26 protein-coding genes are annotated in these 23,083 nt (G+C 61.6%); 9 read left to right on the top strand and 17 right to left on the bottom strand.

The features are described from left to right. Positions 1–91: 91 nt before the first annotated feature. The 5 genes from ybaK to HGP16_RS17715 form a co-directional block, all read right to left on the bottom strand. Positions 92–565 (bottom strand): Cys-tRNA(Pro) deacylase, encoded by a 474-nt coding sequence (gene ybaK / locus HGP16_RS17735; RefSeq protein ID WP_168841323.1) that lies wholly within the window; start codon positions 563–565, stop codon positions 92–94. A gap of 10 nt (positions 566–575) precedes the next feature. Continuing rightward, positions 576–932, bottom strand: coding sequence for an ArsC family reductase (locus tag HGP16_RS17730; protein ID WP_168841322.1), 357 nt, complete (start codon positions 930–932; stop codon positions 576–578). A 100-nt stretch (positions 933–1,032) separates the two neighbouring features. Beyond that, positions 1,033–2,094, bottom strand: coding sequence for a succinylglutamate desuccinylase/aspartoacylase family protein (locus tag HGP16_RS17725; protein ID WP_168841321.1), 1,062 nt, complete (start codon positions 2,092–2,094; stop codon positions 1,033–1,035). Positions 2,095–2,209: 115 nt separating this feature from the next. After that, positions 2,210–3,391: an MFS transporter gene (locus tag HGP16_RS17720; protein WP_168841320.1), complete on the bottom strand. Its 1,182-nt coding sequence runs from the start codon at positions 3,389–3,391 to the stop codon at positions 2,210–2,212. 260 nt (positions 3,392–3,651) lie between these two features. Further along, a complete protein-coding gene (locus HGP16_RS17715) occupies positions 3,652–4,626 on the bottom strand; it encodes a quinone oxidoreductase family protein (RefSeq protein ID WP_168841319.1) in 975 nt (324 codons plus the stop codon). A 25-nt stretch (positions 4,627–4,651) separates the two neighbouring features. Between HGP16_RS17715 and HGP16_RS17710 the strand changes: the two genes are divergently transcribed. Further along, on the top strand, positions 4,652–5,596 hold the full coding sequence (locus HGP16_RS17710; RefSeq protein WP_246703519.1) for a LysR family transcriptional regulator: 945 nt from the start codon (positions 4,652–4,654) through the stop codon (positions 5,594–5,596). 88 nt (positions 5,597–5,684) lie between these two features. Then, the gene (locus HGP16_RS17705; RefSeq protein ID WP_168841318.1) at positions 5,685–7,322 is read left to right on the top strand and encodes a SulP family inorganic anion transporter; all 1,638 of its coding nucleotides are present in this window, start codon (positions 5,685–5,687) and stop codon (positions 7,320–7,322) included. A gap of 9 nt (positions 7,323–7,331) precedes the next feature. Here the strand turns inward: HGP16_RS17705 and HGP16_RS17700 are convergent, their stop codons facing one another. Continuing rightward, on the bottom strand, positions 7,332–7,952 hold the full coding sequence (locus HGP16_RS17700; RefSeq protein ID WP_168841317.1) for a 2'-5' RNA ligase family protein: 621 nt from the start codon (positions 7,950–7,952) through the stop codon (positions 7,332–7,334). A 210-nt stretch (positions 7,953–8,162) separates the two neighbouring features. On the opposite strand from HGP16_RS17700, the gene HGP16_RS17695 reads away from it, so the two are divergent. Together HGP16_RS17695 and HGP16_RS17690 are read left to right on the top strand one after the other, a co-directional pair. Then, entirely contained in the window at positions 8,163–8,300 is a 138-nt protein-coding gene (locus HGP16_RS17695; protein ID WP_168841316.1) for a hypothetical protein, read from the top strand. 137 nt (positions 8,301–8,437) lie between these two features. Further along, complete coding sequence (locus HGP16_RS17690) at positions 8,438–9,001, top strand: methylated-DNA--[protein]-cysteine S-methyltransferase (RefSeq protein ID WP_168841315.1); 564 nt, start codon at positions 8,438–8,440, stop codon at positions 8,999–9,001. 36 nt (positions 9,002–9,037) lie between these two features. Here HGP16_RS17690 and HGP16_RS17685 read toward each other — a convergent pair whose 3' ends face one another. The 3 genes from HGP16_RS17685 to HGP16_RS17675 form a co-directional block, all read right to left on the bottom strand. Next, complete coding sequence (locus HGP16_RS17685) at positions 9,038–9,589, bottom strand: GNAT family N-acetyltransferase (protein WP_168841314.1); 552 nt, start codon at positions 9,587–9,589, stop codon at positions 9,038–9,040. A gap of 137 nt (positions 9,590–9,726) precedes the next feature. Then, complete coding sequence (locus HGP16_RS17680; RefSeq protein ID WP_168841313.1) at positions 9,727–10,230, bottom strand: hypothetical protein; 504 nt, start codon at positions 10,228–10,230, stop codon at positions 9,727–9,729. Positions 10,231–10,278: 48 nt separating this feature from the next. Further along, on the bottom strand, positions 10,279–10,620 hold the full coding sequence (locus HGP16_RS17675) for a hypothetical protein (RefSeq protein WP_205926603.1): 342 nt from the start codon (positions 10,618–10,620) through the stop codon (positions 10,279–10,281). Positions 10,621–10,758: 138 nt separating this feature from the next. Between HGP16_RS17675 and HGP16_RS17670 the strand changes: the two genes are divergently transcribed. Beyond that, on the top strand, positions 10,759–11,670 hold the full coding sequence (locus HGP16_RS17670) for a LysR family transcriptional regulator (protein WP_168841312.1): 912 nt from the start codon (positions 10,759–10,761) through the stop codon (positions 11,668–11,670). Between the two features lie 232 nt (positions 11,671–11,902). After that, complete coding sequence (locus HGP16_RS17665) at positions 11,903–12,343, top strand: hypothetical protein (protein WP_168841311.1); 441 nt, start codon at positions 11,903–11,905, stop codon at positions 12,341–12,343. A gap of 69 nt (positions 12,344–12,412) precedes the next feature. Here HGP16_RS17665 and HGP16_RS17660 read toward each other — a convergent pair whose 3' ends face one another. From HGP16_RS17660 to HGP16_RS17635, 6 genes are all read right to left on the bottom strand, one after another. Continuing rightward, on the bottom strand, positions 12,413–12,673 hold the full coding sequence (locus HGP16_RS17660) for a dihydrofolate reductase family protein (RefSeq protein ID WP_312862928.1): 261 nt from the start codon (positions 12,671–12,673) through the stop codon (positions 12,413–12,415). A 337-nt stretch (positions 12,674–13,010) separates the two neighbouring features. After that, positions 13,011–13,337, bottom strand: a complete 327-nt coding sequence (locus HGP16_RS17655; protein WP_168841310.1) for a DUF2568 domain-containing protein — start codon at positions 13,335–13,337, stop codon at positions 13,011–13,013. A gap of 265 nt (positions 13,338–13,602) precedes the next feature. After that, entirely contained in the window at positions 13,603–14,493 is an 891-nt protein-coding gene (locus HGP16_RS17650) for an RNA polymerase sigma factor (protein WP_246703518.1), read from the bottom strand. Positions 14,494–14,498: 5 nt separating this feature from the next. Further along, the gene (locus tag HGP16_RS17645) at positions 14,499–14,882 is read right to left on the bottom strand and encodes a hypothetical protein (RefSeq protein WP_168841308.1); all 384 of its coding nucleotides are present in this window, start codon (positions 14,880–14,882) and stop codon (positions 14,499–14,501) included. Further along, positions 14,879–15,811, bottom strand: coding sequence for an alpha/beta hydrolase (locus HGP16_RS17640; protein ID WP_168841443.1), 933 nt, complete (start codon positions 15,809–15,811; stop codon positions 14,879–14,881). Before HGP16_RS17640 ends, HGP16_RS17645 begins: the two co-directional genes overlap by 4 nt. A 253-nt stretch (positions 15,812–16,064) precedes the next feature. Continuing rightward, positions 16,065–16,961, bottom strand: a complete 897-nt coding sequence (locus tag HGP16_RS17635; protein WP_168841307.1) for a LysR family transcriptional regulator — start codon at positions 16,959–16,961, stop codon at positions 16,065–16,067. Between the two features lie 276 nt (positions 16,962–17,237). On the opposite strand from HGP16_RS17635, the gene HGP16_RS17630 reads away from it, so the two are divergent. Together HGP16_RS17630 and HGP16_RS17625 are read left to right on the top strand one after the other, a co-directional pair. Then, complete coding sequence (locus HGP16_RS17630) at positions 17,238–17,972, top strand: SDR family NAD(P)-dependent oxidoreductase (protein WP_168841306.1); 735 nt, start codon at positions 17,238–17,240, stop codon at positions 17,970–17,972. A gap of 205 nt (positions 17,973–18,177) precedes the next feature. Next, positions 18,178–18,777 carry an NADPH-dependent F420 reductase gene (locus tag HGP16_RS17625; RefSeq protein ID WP_168841305.1) on the top strand — a complete coding sequence of 200 codons (600 nt, stop codon included), beginning with the start codon at positions 18,178–18,180 and terminating at the stop codon, positions 18,775–18,777. A 451-nt stretch (positions 18,778–19,228) separates the two neighbouring features. Here the strand turns inward: HGP16_RS17625 and HGP16_RS17620 are convergent, their stop codons facing one another. Further along, positions 19,229–20,122 carry an NAD(P)/FAD-dependent oxidoreductase gene (locus tag HGP16_RS17620; RefSeq protein ID WP_168841442.1) on the bottom strand — a complete coding sequence of 298 codons (894 nt, stop codon included), beginning with the start codon at positions 20,120–20,122 and terminating at the stop codon, positions 19,229–19,231. 120 nt (positions 20,123–20,242) lie between these two features. On the opposite strand from HGP16_RS17620, the gene HGP16_RS17615 reads away from it, so the two are divergent. Further along, positions 20,243–20,890, top strand: coding sequence for a TetR/AcrR family transcriptional regulator (locus tag HGP16_RS17615; RefSeq protein WP_168841304.1), 648 nt, complete (start codon positions 20,243–20,245; stop codon positions 20,888–20,890). A gap of 573 nt (positions 20,891–21,463) precedes the next feature. Here the strand turns inward: HGP16_RS17615 and guaA are convergent. Beyond that, positions 21,464–23,026: a glutamine-hydrolyzing GMP synthase gene (gene guaA, locus HGP16_RS17610; protein ID WP_168841303.1), complete on the bottom strand. Its 1,563-nt coding sequence runs from the start codon at positions 23,024–23,026 to the stop codon at positions 21,464–21,466. Positions 23,027–23,083: the final 57 nt, after the last annotated feature.

Here is a 23,083-nt window from a genome sequence, read left to right as displayed (position 1 = left end):
AACCTGCTTGGCTGATATCGAAAGAATGGTCAGAAGACTTAGACCGGTTTGCTGCGAAATTGAAGGCGGTTTGTCCGACTTTGGGAAATCATCAGGCAATCAGCGACGCGGCCTTGGCCTTGAGCGCGGTCAAGGCATCCTGCGGGTTCAACCGCACCTGCAGGCCACGCTGGCCACCGTTGATATAGACATAGGTCTCGGTCATCGCCTGCGCCTCGATCGCCGTCGGAACGATCTTCTTCTGGCCGAAGGGGCTGATGCCACCGACATGATAGCCCGTCAGGCGCTCTGCATCGACGGGCTTCATCATGGCCGCCGACTTGCCGCCGAAGGCTGCGGCGAGCTTCTTCATGCTGACTTCGTGGTCGGAGGGGACGACGGCGCAGACCGGCTTGCCGTCCACCTCCGCCATCAGCGTCTTCAGCACGCGATGCGGCTCTTCGCCGAGTGCTTCCGCCGCCTGCAGGCCGACACGCTCCGCATTCGGATCGTAGTCATAGGCATGCACCGTGAAGGCGACTTTCGCCTGGGTCAGCACTTGCGTCGCGCGGGTCGTTTTTGACATGGACTTATCTCTAGGCGGCCTTGCCGAATGCTGCCGCATAAATATCGGGCTTGAATCCAACCAGCAATTTGCCGTCTGCCTCCAGCACCGGACGCTTTATCATCGAGGGCTGCGCCAGCATCAGCGCAATGGCCTTGTCCTTCGAAAGGTCAATTCGATCCGCTTCCGGCAGAGCCTTGAAGGTGGTGCCGGCGCGGTTGAGCACGACTTCCCATCCCGCTTCCTTCGTCCAGCGCTCCAGATGATCCCTGTCGATGCCGACGGCCTTGTAGTCGTGGAAATCATAGGCGATGCCGTGGCCCTCGAGCCAGGTCCGGGCCTTCTTCATCGTGTCGCAGTTCTTGATGCCGTAAATGGTGATCGTCATGTCGAATCCGTCTCTTGCTGTCCGGTAGGGCATAGCACGCGAATGAAGCGCGGTGAAAGCCGGCCGGGTGGCCAGGCCGTTCCCTCGTCCATTGCATAGATCAGTCTTCCAGCGTTCCCGGCTTGCGGGTGACGGAGCTTGGCTTATCGGAGCCGATCTTCATCAAATCGCCGCGACGCCGCACCAGCCGGTCGGAGACGCGGGTCACGATCAGGCCTGCCTGCGGCGCGCGGACATCGATGGTTCCATCCGGCATGCCGGGCGCGGTGATGATGGTCGCCAGCAGATCGCCTTCTGCGACCCGCTCGCCGATATTGCGATGGAAAAGCACGGTGCCGGCCTGCGGTGCGCGGATCATCTCCACATTGTCGAGCGGCACGGCCGGGCCATCGAACGCGCCGGGCCTCACGCTTTCATCCTGCACTGCGCCGCGCGCGGCCAGGAAGCGCCAGAGCCCCGCGGCATCTTCCTTTGCCATCTCCGGATAGACGTCGCGCGTGCCGCGCAATTCGACCGTCACCGAAAGCTTGCCCGGCAGCCTCGCCTTCTTTCCCCCGGGTACTTCGTATTTCCAGGCGAAGCTCACAGCCTCCTCGAAGGCCGAGCTTTCGCCATCCGACAACAAAACGGCATCCATCCTCAATACCGCGGCAAGATCGGAAGCCTCGGGCCAGAAGGCCTCGTCGATATAGGCATATTGCAGGGATTCGTCGTCGCAATGGAGATCGATCACCAGATCGGCGCCGAGTGCCATGTGGATCAGCTGGCGCTTCAGCCGGTCGACAGCGGGATAGCGTTCCAGGTTTTCGATGAGGAGATCACGGTCGCGGACCGAAATCAGCGGGAAATCGCGGTTGAAATTGGTGCGTGAGCCCAGGTCGAAACGGCCCTGCATCTCGCCGAAGTGCGATTGTGCCGCGCCGATCGGGTTGGCATGCGGTACGACGACGATATCGCTCAGAATGGTGCCTGCCGCTTCCGCCTGCCGCAGGCGCTCGCAGAGGAAATGCACCAAGGCCGTGCCCGGCAGTTCGCCGGCATGCAACGCCGCCTGAATATAGATCTTCGGCGCATCGCCCTTGCTGCCGGCAAAATGGAGAACCGGCAGCCGCCAGGCGATCCCGGGAGTGTCGCCTTCGATGACGATTTCGGTGACGTTCATGGGCGGGCCTCCTGCTGGTCATGATGAGAGACGCATACCAAGCCTTGACTGCGGACCGCAACCGTTTGTCGTTGCGCGCCGGAATCAGGATTGTGGCGAACGGCGAAAAATGGCTTCAGTGGTTGCGGTTTCCGCGCAGGCAGAAGCTCAGGATCAGGCCGAGCAGGACCGCGCCGACCCCGAAGGAGAAGGGCGCGGCATAACCCAGATGATCGGCAAAAAGGCCCGCGATCGGTCCGGTCGAGCCGAGCGACACATCGAGAAAGATCGAATAGAGCCCGAGCGCGACGCCGCGGTTCTGCGGCGGGATGCGCTCCATCGCTTCGTTTCCGAGTGCCGGAAAGACAGGCGCGAAGCCGGCGCCCGCCAGCGCCGCGCCGATGATGGCAACGGTCGGGGAGGGCGCAAGGGCAAGCGCCACCAGGCCGACGATCTCGATGACAAGGGAGATGCGCACCAGCGGCAGGCCGCCGAAACGTGCGACTGCCTGCGCAAGGCCGAGGCGTACGCCCATGAAGGCAAGGCCGAAAGCACTAAGGGCGAACGAGGCGCCTTCCCAGTTGCGGCTATGAAAAAACAGCGCGACGAAGGCCATGACGACACCGAAGCCGCTGGAGGCGAGGGCAAGGGCGACGCCATATGGCGCCACGCGGCTCAAGACCTGGCCGGTACCGATGCCCTTTTCCTTCACGCCCGGAACGGGCGGACGAGTCTGTGCCAGCAAGAACCCGGCGACGGCAAGGACGATGGTGACGACGCCGATGGTGAAGAAGCCGTATTGGCCCTGCAACCATGCACCGAAAGGTGCGGCGAGCGCAATGCCTCCATAGGTGGCGATGCCGTTCCACGAGATGATGCGGACGGTTTCGCGCGATCCCATCAAACCGATCGCCCAGGTGATCGCCGCGGTGCTCACCCAGCTTTCGCCGATGCCGAGCGCCAGCCGCCCGGCAAGCAGAAGGGCAAGGCTCGCCGTAGGCACATGGACCGCAAATGTGGAGGCGATCGTCAATGCGCCTGACAGGCCGTAGGCAAGGAAGCCGAGAAAGACCGAACGGCGCGGCCCGTATTGATCGCAGAGCCGCCCGACCTGGGCACGGCTGACGATGGTCGCCACATATTGCGTGCTGACGGCGATGCCGGCCCAGACGACGCCGAAGCCGAGGCCACTGTCGACATAGGTGGGCAGAACCGCGAGCGGAAGGCCGATGGCGGCATAGCCGAAGAATGTCAGTGCGACGATCGACAGAAGGGATAGGGTCGAGGCGGACCGGATGGTCTGGGAGGCAGTGTTCACGGGATATCGCCTGCGGACATCGATAACGATGTCCATGCTGTTTGCCACGAAGGAACGGGGTTCGGTATCGGATAGCCATGACGGTGGCAGCCGGAGGCCGTGCATCGCCACGGACAATCGGTATCAGGCAAAGGCGGGCATGGTCAACGAATTGCTGCCTTGCAGCAAAAGCCATTGACGGGATGAATTGAGTGTGCGTGGGAGCTGAAGCCGAGCATTGCGAAAGCGGGGCCGGTTTTGCAGGCCCCGCTTGAAAGGCCTTACATCGTCAAGACGACACTGGCCGTCGTTCGTCCCGCCTCAAGATCGGCATGAGCTCTCGCCGCATCCTTCAGCTCGTATTCGGCGCCGATCGGGTTGACCAGTCCGGCCTGCAGCGCCGCCATCAGCGCGGTCGTGCCTTGGCGATAGAGCTCTGGATCGTTGGCATAGGTCAATACGCTCGGGCGAGATAGGCCGATCGCGCGGGGAGCGGTCAGCTCCTCTATCTGGATCGGCGGAATGGGGCCGGCCGCCTGACCGAGGCTTGCGACCATTCCGAAAGGACGGACGGCGGCAAAGGTCTGCGACAGCATGGTGCCGCCGATGCCGTCGATGGCGAGATGCACGCCTCGGCGATCGGCAATGCGGCGCGTTTCCACGACCCAATCCTCGGCTGTGTGCAGGAGAACCACATCGGCTCCGGCCTCGTAGGCGAAGCCAACCTTGGCTTCGGAACCGACCGTCGCAATGACGTTCGCGCCGATCCGCTTGGCAAGGCGCGTGACGAGCTGGCCGAGGCCGCCCGCTCCCGCGTGAACCAGCACCCATTCGCCTGCTTTCACGGGATAGACCTTTTGGAGCACCATATGCGCCGTCAGTCCGCGCAGCATGGTGCTGCCGGCGACGCGCTCGCTGACGCCATCGGGCAATTTCACCAGACGGGCGGCCGATAACGTGCGCACCTCGGCATAGCTGCCGAGCGGATGGCCGATATAGGCGACGCGGTCGCCCGCCTTCAGCTCGTTGACGCCGGGACCGAGGGCCTCGACGATGCCGGCGCCTTCGAAGCCGAGCACGCTCTGACCGGGCGGCAGCGGGTAGAGCCCGGAACGGACATAGATGTCGACGAAGTTGACGCCGGAAATGCTCTGGCGGATCCGGACCTGGCCGGGACCCGGCTCGGTGGCGGGGAGATCGACGACTTTCATGGCCTCGGGTCCGCCCGGGCCGGTAATGGCAATCGCTAGGGGCATGCTGAAGTCTCCTTTCGGGAGATCTTTGACCATAAACATCGACCTGAATAAATTCGGTATGAACTCACCGCATCTGTGCAATAATGCACCGATGATCGACTGGCAGGACCTTCTTCACTTTGCCGCCCTCGCGCGAACCGGCTCGCTTTCCGCAGCGGCGCGGGAGCTTGGCGTGGATCACGCAACGGTTGGCCGCCGCATTGCCGCACTGGAGCGTTCGCTCGATCTGCGCCTGATCGACCGGCGGCCGCGTACCTCGCCGCTGACGGCCGACGGCCGCGCCATTGCCGAACTGGTGGCGGGGATGGTGGAGAATGTCGAAGCGATCAGGCGCTATTCAAAGAGCGCCGTCGCCGGGCTTTCCGCGGCGGTCAAGGTCAGCGCGCCGCCGTCGATCGCGGCCCATCTTCTTGCCCCGAAGGCGGTTCTCTTCCGCGAAGAGCATCCGGACATTACCCTGACGATTGCCGGCGTCACCCGCCGCGCCGCGCTCAACTACGGGGAGGCCGATATCGCCGTGCGCATGACGCGGCCGGAGGAGAGCGATCTCCTGGTTCGGCGTATCGGCGTCATTCGCTTCGGCCTCTACGCCATTCCGGCCGTGGCGCAAAAGCCCGAGGCGGATTGGGTCTTCATCGGTTACGACGCGGCAATGGAGCATCTGACGCAGCAGACCTGGCTTCGAAGCCTGCTGGAAGGCCGCCCGATCGTGTTTCGCGCCACCGATGTTTTCGGACAGCTGGAGGCCGCCCGCGCCGGCCTCGGCGTCGTGGCGCTTCCAACCTTTTTGGGCGACAGCGAAGTGGAGCTGACGCGCCTGCCGGCGGCGGTTCCCTCCCCCACACGGGACCTCTGGCTGGTCACTTATCCTGATCTGCGCCGGTCGCCGGCCATCCGCGCGGTGATGGATTTCGTCAGCGACATCGTCGGCGGAAGCTGTCCGTTGCGCAGCGCGGAGGCGGCTGCGTAAGACCGGTTACGACCTGTATTTTCCTGTTGCAGCCCGGCGGCGAATCTCTATCCATGGGTGGATGGGCCATACCTATAGTCGGTGACCGATGACGAAGCTGGGCAGTTGGTTCGTGGTGGATAGGGCGGATCTCGTCGCGGGCGTATCGGTCGCCGGACTGATGTTGCCGGAAGCGGTCGCTTATGCCGGTATTGCCGGTCTGCCGCCGCATCGGGCCATTCTCGCCGGCATTGCCGGATGTCTCGTCTATGCCCTATTCGGCCGCAGCCGCTTTGCGATCGTCTCCCCCACATCCTCCTCGGCCGCCATTCTCGCCGCAACGTTGGCGGTGGTTCCGGGCGATGCCACGGTCAAGGCGGGCCTTGCCACGGTTGCCGTGGCGCTTGCCGGCATTCTGTTCGCCGTTGCCGGCGCATTGCGCCTTGGCGGCATCACCGGCTTTATTTCACGGCCCGTGCTGCGCGGCTTCGCGCTGGGACTGGCAATCACCATCATCCTGCATCAGCTGCCGATCCTGGTCGGCGTGCCCGTGCAGGGTTCGAACATTCTCACCTACACCGCAGCACTCTTCGGCGCGGCCCTGCAATGGAATCCGATCAGCGTTGCCGTCGGCATCGTCGCACTGGCGGCATTGCTGCTGCTGAAGCGGCTGCCGGGCATTCCCGGCGCTTTTCTCGTGCTTGCCGCGGGCATCCTCGCCTCCTACCTCTTTGGCCTGGAGGGCCATGGCGTCAAGCTGGTCGGGGCAATCGAGATCCTGCCGCAATGGCCGTCGCTGCCGGATGCGGGCTGGGCCGCCTATTCGCGCCTGGTGCAGTTCACGGTACCTCTCGTGCTCATCCTCTTTGCCGAATCCTGGGGCACGATGCGGGCTCTGGCGCTGCGCTACGGCGAGACGCTGGAGATCAACCGCGAGCTTGGCGCGCTCGGTGCCGCGAACATTGCCAGCGCCATCGTCCAGGGCATGCCGGTCGGCGCGGGATTTTCGGCCGGCTTCGCCAGCGAGGCAGCGGGGGCGAAGACGCGGGCGACCACCGTCTTCGCGGCGATCGGCCTTGCGATCCTGATTGCCTGCGCCGGGCCGCTCGTTGCGCTTCTGCCCGAGCCGGTGCTGGCCGCCGTCGTGATCGCGGCCCTGACCCATGCGCTCGACCCCAGCCCGATCCTGCGTCTGCGCCGTCTCCATCGCGATTTTTACGTGGCGTTGGGCGCTGCTGTCGGCGTGCTGGCTTTCGGCGTCCTCAACGGCATGCTGCTGGCGATCGCCCTTTCGCTCGCGGCGATGATGCACCGCCTGGCTTCGCCGCATGTCGCTCGCCTCGGCCGGCTGAACGACAGTCATGACTTCATCGATGTCGGCAGGCATGACGATGCCTCCGAAATACCCGGTATTGCCATCTGGCGCCCCGGAGAAACCCTGTTTTTCGGCAATGCCGATACGATCTTCAGCGAGATCCTGTCGGGCAGCCGCGGCGAAACCGGCTTGCAGGCGGTTATCCTCAGCCTGGAGGAGAGTTCCGATATCGACAGCACCGCGATGGACGCCCTGATGGAGTTCGACGGCGTCATGCAGCGCAGGGGTCTACGCGTCCAGTTTGCCCGCGTGCATGACCGCGTCCGCGATCTCATGACGGCCGCCGGTGTTGCCGACGTCGAGCACCGCTGCAGCTTCAGCGTCGACGATGCCGTGACGGCTGTGATGAATGGCAATCAGCCGAAGGCTTGAACATGCCGCTCAGTCGCGCAGCGTCCAATAGCAAAGGTGCTGATGGATTGAGTGACCCTGCAGGCTGTTGATGAGGACGAAGTCTTTCGCAGTCCAGCTCACCGGTTCCTCAAGCACGATGTCGGGAACGAGCCGGCCTTGATAGAGCAGCGTCATATGCGGTTCGACAGGCTTTTCTTTCGCCGGTGTAATCCCGGTGAGTCGCATGGCATCGACCAATTCTTGGTAGATCGCCTTGAGTTCGGCGTTCCCATCCTTGTTCCATAGAACAAGTGCGCGATTATCGCCATTGCCGAAACTGACGGCCCGATCGAAAACCACGGGGCAGGATGGCTTCCTAACCCTCGAGGCTGCTTCCATAGCCGCAAACGCCGCCTCCTCCGGCAGGCAGCGAAACGAGCCGATCGTGTAGAGCGTTACATGGAGGAGATCAGCGCTTCGTGGCTTCGCGAAAAAACGGTATTGCCGATGGAAGTTGCCTGCAAGCTTATGGCTCCGTGCGGCAGTTACCGGATCGGGAAGGATTGCAAAATAGAGTTCGCTGATTGGTCCTCGATCGCTTGATGGCTGCGTGCCGCCATGCGACCCTCCGCCGAGATTGAGCGAGAGCTGCCCGTTGCTCTTCTTCATGGGATCGCTACAAAGCCGTACCGCTTTGCCTCCTCCTGTGTTTGGACCGCAAGGGCAATTGCCAAATCAAGAACAGATCATGAACATTTGCGCCGATGGAGCTTTTCGGCCGTAAGCTTCTCAAAAAACGATCGAATAAAAGGCCGGCTTGATCCGTTCATTCCAGGTTCGGGCTTTCGCGCCCATTCTCACCAACAAGGAATGACAGCCATGTTCACCAGATCAGTCTTTTCGGCCATTTTTCTCGCTCTCATCGGCCTTGGCATCCCTTCTTGCTCCACCACGGGCAACAGCGGTTCCGGCAGCGGCATGACACAGAATTCCGCTCCGACCGGCGGCGGATACTGACACCTGCCTGCAATTGTCTCACGCTCGCTCCGCTGTCGCCAAAACGGTGGCAATTGCCGATCTTTGCAAGAATCGGGTTGAATTCGACGGTCCCGAGGACGATTTTCATAGCAAGTGGAAACACAGGAGCTTGCGTCATGAATGAGAGAACGCAGAACTATCTGATCTTCGAAACCGCCGGCGGCTTTTGCGGTATCGCGTGGAGCGATGTCGGCGTCCTGCGCTTTCAATTACCGACGAAGGATGCTGCAGCCACCGAACGCCTGCTGTTGCGTCGCCTGTCGAATGCGCAGCCCGGCACGCCGACGCCGGAGGTTGCGGAGGCGGTCGCCAAGGTGAAGCGTTATTTCGCGGGCGAGGAGATCGACTTTTCGGGCGTCACGCTCGACCTCGGCGAACAGGATGCGTTTTTCAGGCAGATCTATGACGCTGCCCGGCAGGTCGGTTGGGGTCATACCACCACTTACGGAACGCTCGCCAAGCAGCTTGGCGCGGGGCCGGAGGCCGCGCGCGATGTCGGCCAGGCCATGGCCAAGAACCCGGTGGCGCTGATCATCCCCTGCCACCGCGTTCTGGCGGCCGGCGGCAAGATCGGCGGTTTTTCGGCGCCTGGCGGTTCGAATGCCAAGGCGCGCATGCTGGAGCTGGAAGGCGTTCAGCTCGCGCCACCAAAGCCGGTGCAGCAGTCGCTCGGGTTTTAAGCGACCGAGCCGGACGAAAGGTTTCACCTGTTCGCTCTATTCTTCCGATGCCCGGCGGGCGCGGGAAAACAGCAGCGTATTCTTTTCGTTCAAGCGGATCGGCTTGGGATCGTGATAGCCAGCCTTTTCGGCGACACGGATCGAGGCCCTGTTATCGGGCGAGATCAGACAGACGCTGCGATCAAATCGCGGCTGCTCGTCGAGCCAGGCAAGGGCGGCGGCGAGCGCCTCCGTGGCAAAGCCCTTGCCGTGCGCCCACGCCGACAATGCCCAGCCGGCCTCGGGAATACCCTTGATCGGCGGCTCCATCACCCGATGAAAATCGGCAAAACCGAGATCGCCGGCATATCGGCCCGACGATTTCTCGCGGATTGCCCAATAGCCATGTCCCAGCAGTGGCCACAGGCCATGATAGTGCAGCATCCGCATCCATGACTCCCTGGAAGTGGATACGACATTGCCGAAAATATGCTTCACGACGAGAGGATCGCTCCACATGCCGGCAAGCGGTTCGAAGTCATCGACCGTATGCCCCGTAAGAATGAGCCGTTCCGTTTCCAATCGCGGCGGGGAGAGCGTGGGTTTCATTCAGGGTCACTCTTTGGGTCTGGCGTCGGGAAATCTGCTGCAGGCGTCCGGCGAGGACCTTGCGCCTTTGGGTTTAATTTTATTCATACCCGAAATCCCACAAAGCGTAGTGACCGGATCGCGGCCCTCCCGTCGCGTCATGCCGCTTGTTCCAATGTTTTCTTCCGCCATAGAATTGTGAAGGCGAGACCATGGTTGACGAGCAGCAATGGCACGTAAAGCGCGGGTATATAAATGGCGGCGCCAAAGAGGCCGGGATTTCCGATTCTCGTTATGCCCAAGTAATAGGCGTTCAGAAGATCCATGGTTCCCCAGATATTGAATATCCAGACAATTGGAACGGCGATCGGCCACCGCCAGGAAAGTGCGGCCATTGAAACAAGCGCAAGAACGGCTGCGATGAGGTCGCCCCATCCAACTTGATTGGCGAAATCCGAACTCAACTCCGGCGATACGAATCCGGATACCAGAAAGTTCATCCCCAAAAACCTGAACGCATGGAAAGCCGCGAGAAGTCTCAGCGCCTCATAGCGCGGCATGGTACCAACCGCTGGCCAAACATAGACGTAAGCCACCACCGAACTTGTCAGAAAGGCGCCGGCGACGCTGAGAACGAATGGAAGATTGAAGTCCGGTGGCATACTCGGATTCCCTTATGTTTGTGGATATGTTTCGATATCTGCGGGTGCTTAAGGGTTAGCCGCGAGCAAGCGGAGCGGCCAAAGCGGGCCGATTGCGATGTATTCGTGGTCCATGAGATCTTGCCTGGCTAAGGGCAGGTCCTCCATGATTGCTTGCGCCTCTGCGACATCCCTGCAATCCAGCAGGAAGATGGCTCCGCGCCCGTCGCCCCGCGAATACCATTCGCGAATCTTCCCACTTAAATAGAGCAGCACCGTTTGCTGGATTTCAGCGGGCATGACGGTCATGACTTGTTCACGTGTGACGCCCGCCTTCACAGTAAGGATGGCCATTACACCGGTGGTTGTGGGTGAGATGGCCTGTGTCTGGGCAGGGGTTGGATGGGTCATGGAAGCAGCTCCTGTGAGAGTGGGTCAGGAAGGCGCTACAAATCGTTTTTACGGTCTCGTTTCGGCGACGTCCTGATTGACAGCTCAAACATAAGCCCGCTTTTCACGAGCGACTATTCTCGATAATGTCGACGAGTTATGAAGCAGAACTTCACAGTCAGGCAGGGGGCCCTCGATGGCGTCGAGGCCTTTCTGAGTGTTGCCCAGCACCGCAGTTTTCGCAAAGCGGCTGCGGCGCTCGGGGTAACGCCTTCGGCAATCAGCCAGGCGGTGCGGGCGCTTGAGGCGCGTATCGGCGCGGCACTTTTCATCCGCACGACACGCAGCGTCAGCCTGAGCGAGGCCGGCGAGCGATTTCACGCGCGTGCAAAGCCCGCTTTCGAGGAGCTCATCGCCGCAAGCCATGGCGCGCGCGACCTTGGGCAGCGGCCCGCCGGACTATTGCGCCTCACGGTGCCGCAGGCGGTGGTGCCGATCCTGCTGGAGCCGCTGATCGCATCTTTTTGCCAAGCCTATCCCGAGATCGAGGTGGAGATCGCCGCAAGCGCGGACCTGGTCGATATTGCCGCCGAAGGGTTTGATGCCGGCGTCCGGTTCGGCCAGTTCATCGCCGCGGACATGGTTGCGGTTCGGCTGACCCCGCCCTTTCCCTTCGTGGTCGTCGGCAACCCCGAATATCTGCGCCGGCAGGGAAGACCCGAGCGTATCGACGATCTGCGTCAGCATGCCTGCTTGCGAATGCGCCGCTCAAACGGGTCGATTGCGCCTTGGTCCTTTGTTGACAGCAACAAGTCGATCGAAGCGATCGTCTCAGGCCCGCTGATCGCCCACGATTTTCCCACCATTCTTGGTGCGGCCGCGGAGGATATGGGGCTCGCGCAGGTGCCCGAGCCGATCGCCGCCCGCCTGATCAAAGAGGGCAAGCTCGTGCGTGTTCTGGAGCCATTCGCACCCATGGCCCCCGGCATGTTTCTCTATTATCCCAGCCGCCATCAAATGATGCCGAAATTGCGAGCCTTCGTCGACCACATCAAGCACCGCAAACCGTAAGGCTGCGCGTATCGAGAAGGAAGACGTCATGCAATATTCGGTGTCTTCCCGGATGGAAGGCAGCGCAGTTGCCCGCATTCCCACCCGATCATCTGGATAGGTTCTAACGCTTTGTTATTACCTTGCTTTGGAACTAAAGGTCGTGCGAGATCGTTTATCTTGAACTTTGATACGACACTAACGTCGTACCCGGCCGGCTGGGATAAGCGGCGCTCTTGAGGAGTATCTCATCATGAAGATTTCGTCCGGATTTCGTTCAGTCGCAGTTGCCGCCATCGCCGCCGCGGGAATTGGCTTTGCCAGCGCCGCGCATGCCGATAGCGGCACGATCCGTTTTGCTGTCTACAAGGCGGCCTTTTTCGTGGGTGGTTCCGGAGGCGAGGGCACATTGACCTTCCACGGCCGACGCTATCCCGTCACGATCGGCGGCATCTCCGGCGGCCTCGCCTTCGGTGCCTCCAAGACCTATTTCAGTGGTACGGTTCGCCACATTCGCCGCGCCCAGGATGTCAGCGGCGTCTACGGTGCAGCGGGCGGCGGCGGCGCCGTCGGCAAAGGCGCCCAGATGATCGTCATGACCAATGACAAGGGCGCCCAGCTCGAGCTCACAGGCCGGCAGGTCGGCCTGCAGGTCAATGCCGATATCAGCGGCATGAGCATCAGGGTGAAGTAAGGGCTACTCCGGCGGTCATTCCCCGGATGGGCCCGATTTGCTGAATTGGCGATCGGGCACGTCCGGGATTCATGCCGGCCGATAGATCTGCGCCACCACGCCGCCCGGGAAGGCCTTCGAGTCTGTCAGCTTGAGAGGCATCGGCGCGGCAAGTTCCGAGAATAGCGGCAGGCCTTTGCCCAGCGCCACGGGGTCCACGCCGAGCACAAATCGGTCGACCAGCTTCTCAGCGATCGGGCTGCGGGCGAAGCTGACCCCGCCATGGGCGATGATCGGCTCGCCCCCTTGGGCTTTCAACTTCGCGACTTCTTCCGTCAGGTCACCGCTCACCACATAGGCTGCCGCCCAACTGTCTGCGCCGGGTTGCCGCTCGGCAGATTGGGGGCTCCCCCGCATGGGCGCGGGCTTCATTAAGCGCTGCCGTCGGGTACACGCTCTTCAGGATTGCCGGTCCCTGTCGCGAGCAGGGCGCTCGGCGTCGTGCACGGAATCGACTGGATGGCGCGCGAAATTGGTTTTGACGCAACTATGAGAAAATCACGGGCCGACGAGTTCTGTGCCGTGACACGACGACACTATTTTCAGATCGCAGCATTCGACCGACATTGATCGGCTCCCTCACAAGCGGCGGACGCGGGAGGTGAGCGAGGAACCCAAGATTTCTGGCTTACGGAAGCAGCGCCAGAGCGATCCGATCGGCGGCAGCCACGACGATCAGCGCGATCGCCAACGCCGGCCAGCCGACATAGTTCAGAATCAAGGCCGCGCCCGCAAAGAATCCGGCTTCAAGCATCAGTCGTCCGGCCGGTCCGATTTCGTATCTCCGCTTTGGGGAGAGGAACCTACCCCAGACGACGGCGCCCGCCGCGCAGAATACTATTCCCAACAGTGCTTGCACCACCAATGGCACTGCCAGATGCGCGGCCAATGCGGCAAGTGACGCAAGGATACAAAGTTCAAGGGCAAACCTTATGCCAAGCGCGATCGCTTTCATTGTTCCCCCATGTCGGTCAAACGATTGTTCATAGTCTGCCGGGTGGCAGATGGCATCATCATATCCGCGATCCCGCAGATCACTTTGTGGCAACACCTAAGTCCCGGGTAGCTGGCTTCGTCATTCGTTCTCTGCCCTAAGCTTCGGCAAACTCGATCAATGGGCGCATGTTCTCCCTTCCTTCGCAGCGCGATATTCGACACCCGGCGATTCCCTCGCTGCCTCCATCATGCTCCTTGCAGGACGACCGGCCCAGTCATGAGTTTCAATCGGATTCCGAGGCGTCTCCAATGATCCACGGGCAGGCATAATAGTCTTCGATGCGGTCGATGACGCGGCCGGCGACATGGACGCGAACCGGCCACGCGACTTCCCACCGATCGCCTCTCTGGAAGAGCACGAAGAGGACAGGCTCTCCGTCGATCGCCCCGAGCTCCATGGTCCACCTCTCTGGGTTTCGCTCGTATTCGGCGAAATAGATGGAGTTCGTAAGCAGGCCGTCGAAACAGTCGGCGACCCGCAACCGAGCATCGGCGCTGGTCAGGCCCCGCACGCCATCCCAGTCATGGCGATTGAAGAGGTCAACATAGCGCTGCAAGAGCTGCGCGGTGTCAGGATCAAGCGGATGGTTCGGCTCGCCGGTAGGTTCTGCGGGCAAGCCGGCGAGCTTCGCCCGTCCACGGGAGAGCGCGGATTTGACGCCGCCAACCGTCGAGTCCACGAGTTCCGCAGTCTCCTCCAGCGAATAGTCGAACACATCCTTCAGGAGCACGCAGGCGCGTTCCTTGGGCGGCAGGTGGCCGACCAGCCGTTCGATGGCGCGATGTGCATCGGTCGTCGCGGGCTCCGCAGCAACGACGCCGATGTCGTCCGAATAGGCGCTCTCCGCGCGCTCGCGCGCATTGCGCCGCCTCAGAAAGTCGATGCAGCGATTGTGAGCGATGCGAAATAACCAGGGTTTCAGCCTGTGGGCGTCATCGAGGGTCTCGATCTTCGTGTAGGCCTCGAACAGTGTCTCCTGCATGAGATCCTCACCGTCGAGCCGTGAGCCGGTCATGCGGGCGCAGTAGCGATGCAGTTGAGCGCGGGTGTCCGATACCGTCTCCAGGAAGGCTCGATACCGCGCGTCGAATAGGCCGATCGGTCGTTCGGGCATGTCCTTCACCTGCCACATCTTAGCGCCATTGAGGATGGGTGAGGACCATGAAGGCGGACGAGCTCATGGTCAACGTCTTCAAATACGTGCTTGCCCTCGCCGACCATCTTGGGGATCGCCCAAATTCGGCACTCATCGACAGGGCCTGCGGTGTGCAGGGTCGGATCGAGGCTGGAGATCCTGTCCTTTGCGATGTTGCCGCCCGGAGGTTGTTTGGTCTTTGCGAGCTCGGCTGCCAGGCCGCCCTTTATCAACGGCGCGTTCCACGCCATCGCCTTGAGCATCCGGGAGGCGATGAGCTTCTTCGTGCCACCGAGGCGAGTTGCGTATCTGCCACCTTTCGTCCCCGGAGGCGAGACCAAGCTGGTCACTTTCAATTTGCGAGTCATGCGACCTCCTGACTATCACTGCGTGTTGCCGCGGTTGCCGTCAGGCCGAGTTTGGGGCGAACCCATTGTGCAAACCGCTCTATCGCGTCGTCGGCTTCGGGAGCGCGGCCGGCCATCATCTGGAACGAGTGCAGCATCCCCGGAAATACATCCAAGCGCACCTCGACACCGGCGGCCTTCGCACGGCCGGCGAGCGCCCGGCTGTCGTCGAGAAGGCTTTCGTCTTCGCCCGCTTGCAAATAGATCGGCGGCAGGCCCTCGAGATCGGCAAAGATTGGGCTGACGAATGGATGTCGGGCATCGGTCCCTGCGAGCACTTGCGATGCCAGCATATCCACGGTCGCCTTCTGGAAGAAGGCATCCTTCTTGCGGTTAGCTTCGTAAGAGAGCCCGCTCGCCGACAGATCATGCCAGCCAGAGATACTGAGGATCGCGGCCGGCAGCGGACGTCCCGCATCACGCAGTTTCATAGCGGCCGCAATGATCAGGCCTGCGCCGGCGGAATCGCCTGCACCTATAGTGTGCTTCGGTTCGATACCCTGCTCGGCCAGCCACTCGAACGCGGCCACGGCCTGCTCGATTTGACGCGGAAACTTGCTCTGAAACGAGTAGTCGTAAGTGGCGAGCAAAGCGTGACAGCCAATCGCCTTGGCGAGGTGAGCGACCATCTTGCGATGGGTCCAGATCGATCCGCCAACATAGCCGCCGCCATGCAGGTAAAGCATGACCCGGTCTTTGGCCGCCAGTTTTGGCTGAATCCACAGCGCGGTTTTGTCGCCGAGATTCGTTTCGACGTAATCGACGCCGCCCGGTTCTGCCGTCAAAACAGACCACTCGGAGACTTCCGGCGGCAATTCTCGACCGCTGCCCCAAGCCTCCGCAAGCGTTTCGTAGTGTATCTTGTTCGCTGAGCTCTGTTTGCTGTTCATTGCCACGCTCCAATTCGTTGAGGGGGGCGATACCGAGGAACGACCGCCCATGAACAGCTAAGACGGACGGGTCCAGCAAAAGGATACGCCGCCGGCGGATGCGACGCCTCAACGATGGCGGGTACCCCGAGCTTGGGTGCAAGCCTGGAAGGCTGGCCTGCGCGGATTCGCGGACTGAACATCGCCGCTTCAAGCGATCGCAGCGCGGCTTCCGACCGGATTGCGGCAGGCGTCGCCGGCGACCTGCCGGGCGTCAGTCGCGCGATATGGACAGCCCCGCGAGAAGCGGAGCGTACGCGGCGAGCCTGCGGGATACGAACTCCGTGAAGAGCCGGACGCGCTTCGTCTTGCGTGTCTCCCCCTGTGTGAGAAGCCAGAGCGTTCCGTACATGTGCAGGTCGGTGCCCGGCACCCTCACCAGTAGGGGGTCGGCATCTCCGACGAAGCACGGCAGTGTCGTGATCCCGAGCCCTTGCCGTACAGCCGCGATCTCTGCCGCGGCGTCCGTGACCCTGAAGGGAACCCCCGTGGTACGAATCTCACCCTCGCTGGCCCAATCCGGAATGCCATGCATGCTTATCACGATCCACCGGATGGGATCAGACGCGCCCGCACGCCATGCGGCCAGTCGATCGCGAGACATGTAGACGCCGCCGAACAGCTCCGGTCCCTTCAAGCCGTGAAGATTGAGCGGCAGGGTTTTGCGGTCGTAGACGACGCGGATCGCGACGTCGGCTTCTCGGTTGGTCAGATTTGCCAGCTCCCCGGACGATAGGATTTCCATCTCGATATCCGGATGCAGACGCGCGAAATCGGCGAAGTCCGGCATGAGCAAGTGTGTCGCGAGGATCGGTGTCAATGTCACCCGCAGAAGCCCGCGCACGCTCTGGTCGCGCCCGAAGACGCGCGCCTCCAGCTGGTGCGACGACGCTTCCATTTGGTTCGCGAGCTCAAGGACCTCCTCGCCCGCGGCTGTCAGGCGGTAGCCCGAAGGCAGCTTTTCGAACATCTGCGCCCCGAGGCGGTCCTCGAGCTGTGCGATGCGTCGCAGCACGGTCGAGTGGTTCACTCCGAGGCGCTCGGCGGCAGCCCGCACTGAGCCTCCGCGCGCCACGGCAAGAAAGTAGCGAATGTCATCCCAGTCGATCATGGTGCAATCCGGCACCACACGGTGCGCTTTCCAAAGCCGGCATCTAACGCATCGTACAGCAGTACAGGCAGTCTTCATAGCTTATGTCGACAAGCGTGGCCCCAATTCCCAACAGCGAACACCGATCGTCACGGCCGGCGTCAGTCGTCCAGCCGGATGGATTTTGCACCACCCATGTGCGCGCTTTCGCACTGAACAACTGATGCCGGCGGACCCATTTCGAGGGTCTCGGGGACATCCCCGAACGACCAAAGGCGGAGCCTGGAAGGAGAAGTCATGGGAAAGCTAGACGGTAAAGTTGCAGTCATTACGGGTGGATCGAGCGGTATGGCGCTCGCGAGCGCCAAGCGGTTCGTTGAAGAAGGCGCCTATGTTTTCATCACGGGCCGGAGACAGGAGGCGCTGGACGAGGCCGTTAAGCTGATCGGCCGGAACGTGACCGGCGTGCGCGGCGACGCGGCCAATCTCGACGACCTCGACCGTCTGTTCGATACGGTCAAGCGGGAAAAGGGCAAGATCGACGTCCTATATGCAAGCGCCGGCACGGGCGAAGCCGTCCCACTGGGCGAGATTACCGAGCAGTATTTCGACGCGACCTTCGGCCTGAATACGCGCGGCACGCTGTTCACGGTGCAAAAGGCGTTGCCGCTGTTCAAAGATGGCGGATCGATCTTCATGACCGGATCAGTTGCTTCGGTGAAAGGTTTTCCTGGTTACAGCGTATATGCGGCGAGCAAGGCGGCGTTGCACGCATTCGCACGCGGATGGCTCAACGAGCTGAAGGGCAGGAATATCCGGGTGAACGTGCTGCACCCCGGGCCTATCGCCACGCCGATGCAGGACCAAGTCCTCACCGAGGAGGCGAAGCGGATGTTCGAATCCCTGATCCCGCGGGGAAAGATGGGTCGTCCTGAGGAAATTGCGGCGGTCGCACTGTTTCTTGCTTCAGACGATTCGAGCTTCGTGAATGGGGTGGAGTTGTCTGTCGACGGCGGCTTCTCGGCTATCTGAAAAATCGCGCCGGATCGCGGGAAGCGGCTGACCGGCGGCAACCAGAGTGTCCGTGGTGAAACGACTTCCGTGCTGAACGGTCCGCCCGGCTCGCGGAAGTCGTTCACGGCAGGACGTCCACGCAAAGGTCGCCACACAGCGGAACGGATAACCCAGCGCCGTTGAAGGCCGGGGAATCAATATCTGCACGGATTGGAGAAGTATTATGATCTATGCAATTGTAGGATTCGGCAAGATAGGCCAGGCCCTCGCCCACGCCTTCGCCCGTAAAAACATCGAAGTGGCCGTCGCGAGCCGCCGACCGCCCGAGGCGCTAGCGCCGCAGGCTCGGGCGATTGGACCCACGGTCGTCGCCAAGTCGCTGCGGGATGCACTCGAGGCCGACACAATCATCCTGGCGGTCCCGTTCGGGGAGCATCGCGAGGTTGCGAAGGCGCTGCCGAGCTGGAAAGGCAAGACAGTCATCGACGCGACGAACGCGTTTCCGGTGCCTGAGGAGCTGGACGGCCTCCCGTCCTCCGCCTTCGCCGCGAAGGCGTTCACCGGCGCCAAGCTCGTGAAAGGGTTCAACCATCTGATTGCGGCCACCCTGGCTGCCGATCCGATCGTCGAGAGCGGTCACCGGGTCGTCTTTCTGTCGAGCGACGACGAGTACGCGACCGCTCCCGTGGCGGCATTAGCCAAACAACTCGGGTTCGCACCGGTCGAGCTGGGAAAGCTCAATGAGGGTGGCGCGCTGGTGCACGCGCGCGGCCGCACTTGGGGCCAGCTCATCTTCCAGGATCTGTTCAAGAAGGAGCAGTAATCGAAGGCGTATAGGCGCTGTTCGTAGAGCGGCAAGACACTCGGCGGAGCCCAGATCCCCAGGTCGCTAGAACCTATCGGTTGCTATCGATGGCCTGGGATTCGCCCGGGTGTCTTCTGCTATCCGCTACTACTCCACGGTACGCCTCGTCATTCCCACTCGATTGTCCTAAATCTAGTTAGACCATTGATATAGCCTAGTTTTTTTATTCGTTGCCGCGCAAAAAGCCGACCCATGGACCGTCAAAACGTTACAGTTTTGATTTCAAAGGGAAAAATAGCACGAAAACTTTTTGTGCGGTTTCGGCATCTATCGAAGTTGATCGCCTTTCCGGAGCCGCTGACCGGCCAAAGACGCCCCTCAGGGGAGAGGGGGCCTGCGTTCCGTGGCACTGGCCCGCAACCCTCAGAATATGATAGCCCGCGGCAACCGGAGAAGGGAATCTGTGTTCTCAAACTAGCATCGACTGCTGGGCGGAGATGCCCGCAATAGCGCCTTGCCATGATGCCGTGGTGACCGAGGGCATGAGGGGGTTGGCGAGGTCGCCGGCGGCGTAGATGCCGGGCATGCTGGTTTCGCGGCGCTCGTCCGCCTTGAGAGCAATGCCAAGGGGTGTATCGACCGTGGCGAGGCCCAGTGATTCATGCAGGCTTGCGGACGGCTTGTTGCGCGGATGCGCGAACAGGATGTCGACAGTGACATCGGGGCCGGTATTGAGCTTGACGGTGGCATTATGGCCCCCATGACGGGCGATCTCGGTGATCCGGCCATCGACGACAGGTATGTTGCGGCGCGCCACATCGGCCCGGATATCGGGCGGGATGTCGTGACCATCGGCAAAGACCGTCAACCTGTCGGTCCAATCGTGGAACAGCCTGACCTGATTGTGCGACTGCGGGCCGGACCAGACGAGGCCCCAATGCTGGCCAGCGACTTCAAAGCCGTCGCAATAGGGACAGGGCACGATGGACGTGCCCCAGCCTTCGGCAAAGCCCGTCACGTCGGGCATCTGGTCGGCGACGCCATAGCTCAGGATCAGGCGGCGCGCCTTAAGGCTTTTGCCATCGCCAGTGAGGACGGAGAAATCGTCGATGGCGCCGGAGACGCTGTCGGCCCGGGCACTGACCAGCCTGATCGTGGGATAACGCGCCAGCTGCTGCCGCGCCTCTGCCAGGATGTCCAGCGGTGGCTTGTGATCGTGGCCAAGCAGGCCATGCGAGTGGCCGGCGAAGCGATTGCGCGGCAGGCCGGTATCGAGAACGGTGACCTTGCGGCGGGCACGGCCGAGCTGCAGAGCGGCTGCGAGGCCGGCAAAGCTGCCGCCGATGATGATGACGTCATCCATGTGGATGGGGAAACTTGATTTAGAGGACATGGTTAAAACCCACCCATTGGCTTGCGCATTTTGGATACTATATGGTATCGTAATTCAAGAATAACGATACTGTCAAGGACTGGAATTGTCGTGACCGAAAATAGCCAGGGCCGGCGCGGCCGGCCCGCCAACGAGGCGCTTGGCCAAACCATAGTCGACGCCGCGGGCGAACTCTTTGCGGAACTGGGTTTCCAAGCAACAACATTGGACAAGGTCGCCCAGCGAGCGAAGATATCCAAGCTCAGCATTTATCGGCACTTCGAGAACAAGGAGGCCCTGTTTGGCGCGGCGTTTGCGGCCCGCTGCCATCAGTTAATACCACAGGCCCTTTTTGAAGGTGTCGACGGTTCGGCAGAAGGTCAGCTCATGGCAGTGGGATCATCACTGCTTCGCACGCTGTTGCGCCCGGACGTCCGCAATGTCGAAGCCATGGTCATGGCCGACGTCACGAGTCAAAAGTCGCTGAGCAAGCTCCATTACGAAGCCGGCCCCGCCCATATCATAGCCCAAATCGAGGCCCTGTTGCGTCAGTTGCACGCGAAGGCGGTTCTGAACGTGCCCGATCCTCTCCGGTCTGCCCGCTTGTTTGCCGCGCTTTTTAAAGGCTCCGATCTCCTGATTATCGCACGCTTCGATGAGGCGAGAGCAGAGGACGACAACGAAATCGAATCCTACTGCCGGTCGGCCGTCGCCATGTTCATCGCCGCGCACGGTGGCAGCGACCACGCGGGCGGATAGGCATTTGATTGCTCCAGGCAGCTTGGCCGGGACCGTCGTCCAGGCGCGTCGCCATATTGGGCCGGCGCGCGCTGCCGAGCTTGCACAGATCGCGGCACCTCATCTTTCTCTCAACGATAAAAAGACGCTCGCATCTACCGCGGTCCAAGCTCCCGCCTGGATGAGGTCGACGCTTCTCCCCATCGCAGATTCGGCAGCAGTCGGGACAACATTTGATAGGTGATGCGACGGTGCCATCCGACGATATGTGATCAGGTCCGGAACATCGATCGGTACCGCAGCCAAAGCTGAAACTATGTATGTCGATAACTAAAGTACCGTCAGCGCGGAAATGTCATGCCACGGCGAATTTTCGTTATATATTTCAAAGCGTTGACACGCAAAAAAAGTACCGTCAAACCCTAAAAACGAATGACGGTACTTTTTAGAATGCTCTGTCGGATACGAAAACACCGTCAAAAGTACCGTCAGAATGATCTGCTACAAGCTGCGAGCCGCGCCAGGTGCTCCGCTAAGCTTAACGATTTCAATGACTTGATAGATTTATCAATCTCATTGATAATGTGCCCTGAATTACTCCCACTCAATCGTGCCGGGCGGCTTCGATGTCACGTCGTAGACCACGCGGTTGATGCCGCGGACTTCGTTGATGATGCGGGTCGCGGCGCGGCCGAGGAATTCCATGTCGTAGTGATAGAAATCGGCCGTCATGCCGTCGACGGAAGTCACGGCGCGCAGTGCACAGACGAATTCGTAGGTGCGGCCGTCGCCCATAACGCCGACGGTCTGGACCGGCAGAAGCACGGCGAATGCCTGCCAGATGGCGTCGTAGAGGCCAGCCTTACGAATTTCGTCAAGATAGATGGCGTCTGCCTCGCGCAGGATCTCCAACTTCTCGCGGGTGATGCCGCCGGGGCAGCGAATGGCAAGGCCCGGACCGGGGAAGGGGTGGCGGCCGATGAAGCTGTCGGGCAGGCCGAGCTCCTTGCCGAGCGCGCGCACTTCGTCCTTGAACAGTTCGCGCAGCGGCTCGACGAGCTGCATCTTCATGCGCTCCGGCAAGCCGCCGACATTGTGGTGCGATTTGATGGTGACCGAGGGACCGCCCGTGAAGGAAACGCTCTCGATAACGTCGGGATAGAGCGTCCCCTGGCCGAGGAAATCGGCGCCGCCGAGCTTCTTGGCTTCCTCTTCGAAGGTCTCGATGAAGAGGCGGCCGATGATCTTGCGCTTGGTTTCGGGGTCGGAAACACCCTCCAGCTCGCCGATGAAGCGGTCGGAGGCATCGACATGCAGGAGATGCAGATTGTAGTGCTCGCGGAACATGGCAACGACACCCGCCGCCTCGTCCTTGCGCATCAGGCCGTGGTCGACGAGGATGCAGGTCAGCTGGTCGCCGACGGCTTCGTGGATCAGCAGCGCGGCAACCGAGGAATCGACGCCGCCGGAGAGTGCGCAGATGACGCGCTTGTCGCCCACCTGATCGCGGATCGCCTGAACCGCCTTGGCGCGATAGGCCGACATCGACCAGTCGCCCTTGATGCCGGCGATGTTGTGAATGAAGTTGCCGATCAGCTTGGCGCCGTCGGGCGTATGCACCACTTCCGGATGGAACTGCACGCCGTAATATTTGCGCTTCTCGTCGGCGATGAAGGCGTAAGGCGCGTTCGAGGAGGTGGCAACCACTTCGAAGCCCTCGGGCAGCGCGGTCACGCGATCGCCATGGCTCATCCACACCTGATGGCGCGAACCGTTCGACCACAGGCCTTCGAAGAGGGCGCAATCCTTGTCAACTTCCAGGAAGGCGCGGCCGAATTCGCGGTGATGTCCGCTTTCGACCTTGCCGCCGAGCTGCATGCACATGGTCTGCTGGCCGTAGCAGATGCCGAAGACCGGGATGCCGCTGTCGAAGACGATCTGCGGCGCCCGGGGCGAGCCTCCATCCACGGTCGAGGCCGGGCTGCCGGAGAGGATCACGGCCTTCGGCTGCAGCCGCTTGAAGCCGGCTTCGGCGGATTGGAAGGGAACGATTTCGCAGTAGACGCCCGCTTCGCGCACGCGGCGTGCGATAAGCTGCGTCACCTGGCTGCCAAAATCGACGATGAGAACGGTGTCTGGATGTGCTGTCTGGGTCATGGCGAGCCTTTAATGAAAAGCGCTTTCCCTGGCAATCGGGCAAATCACGCAAGAGCC

This window comes from Rhizobium sp. P40RR-XXII, assembly GCF_012641405.1.
Classification (GTDB): Bacteria; Pseudomonadota; Alphaproteobacteria; order Rhizobiales; family Rhizobiaceae; genus Rhizobium.
The sequence above is the reverse complement of the archived record's forward strand: the minus strand, read 5'-3'. Positions and strand labels throughout refer to the sequence as shown.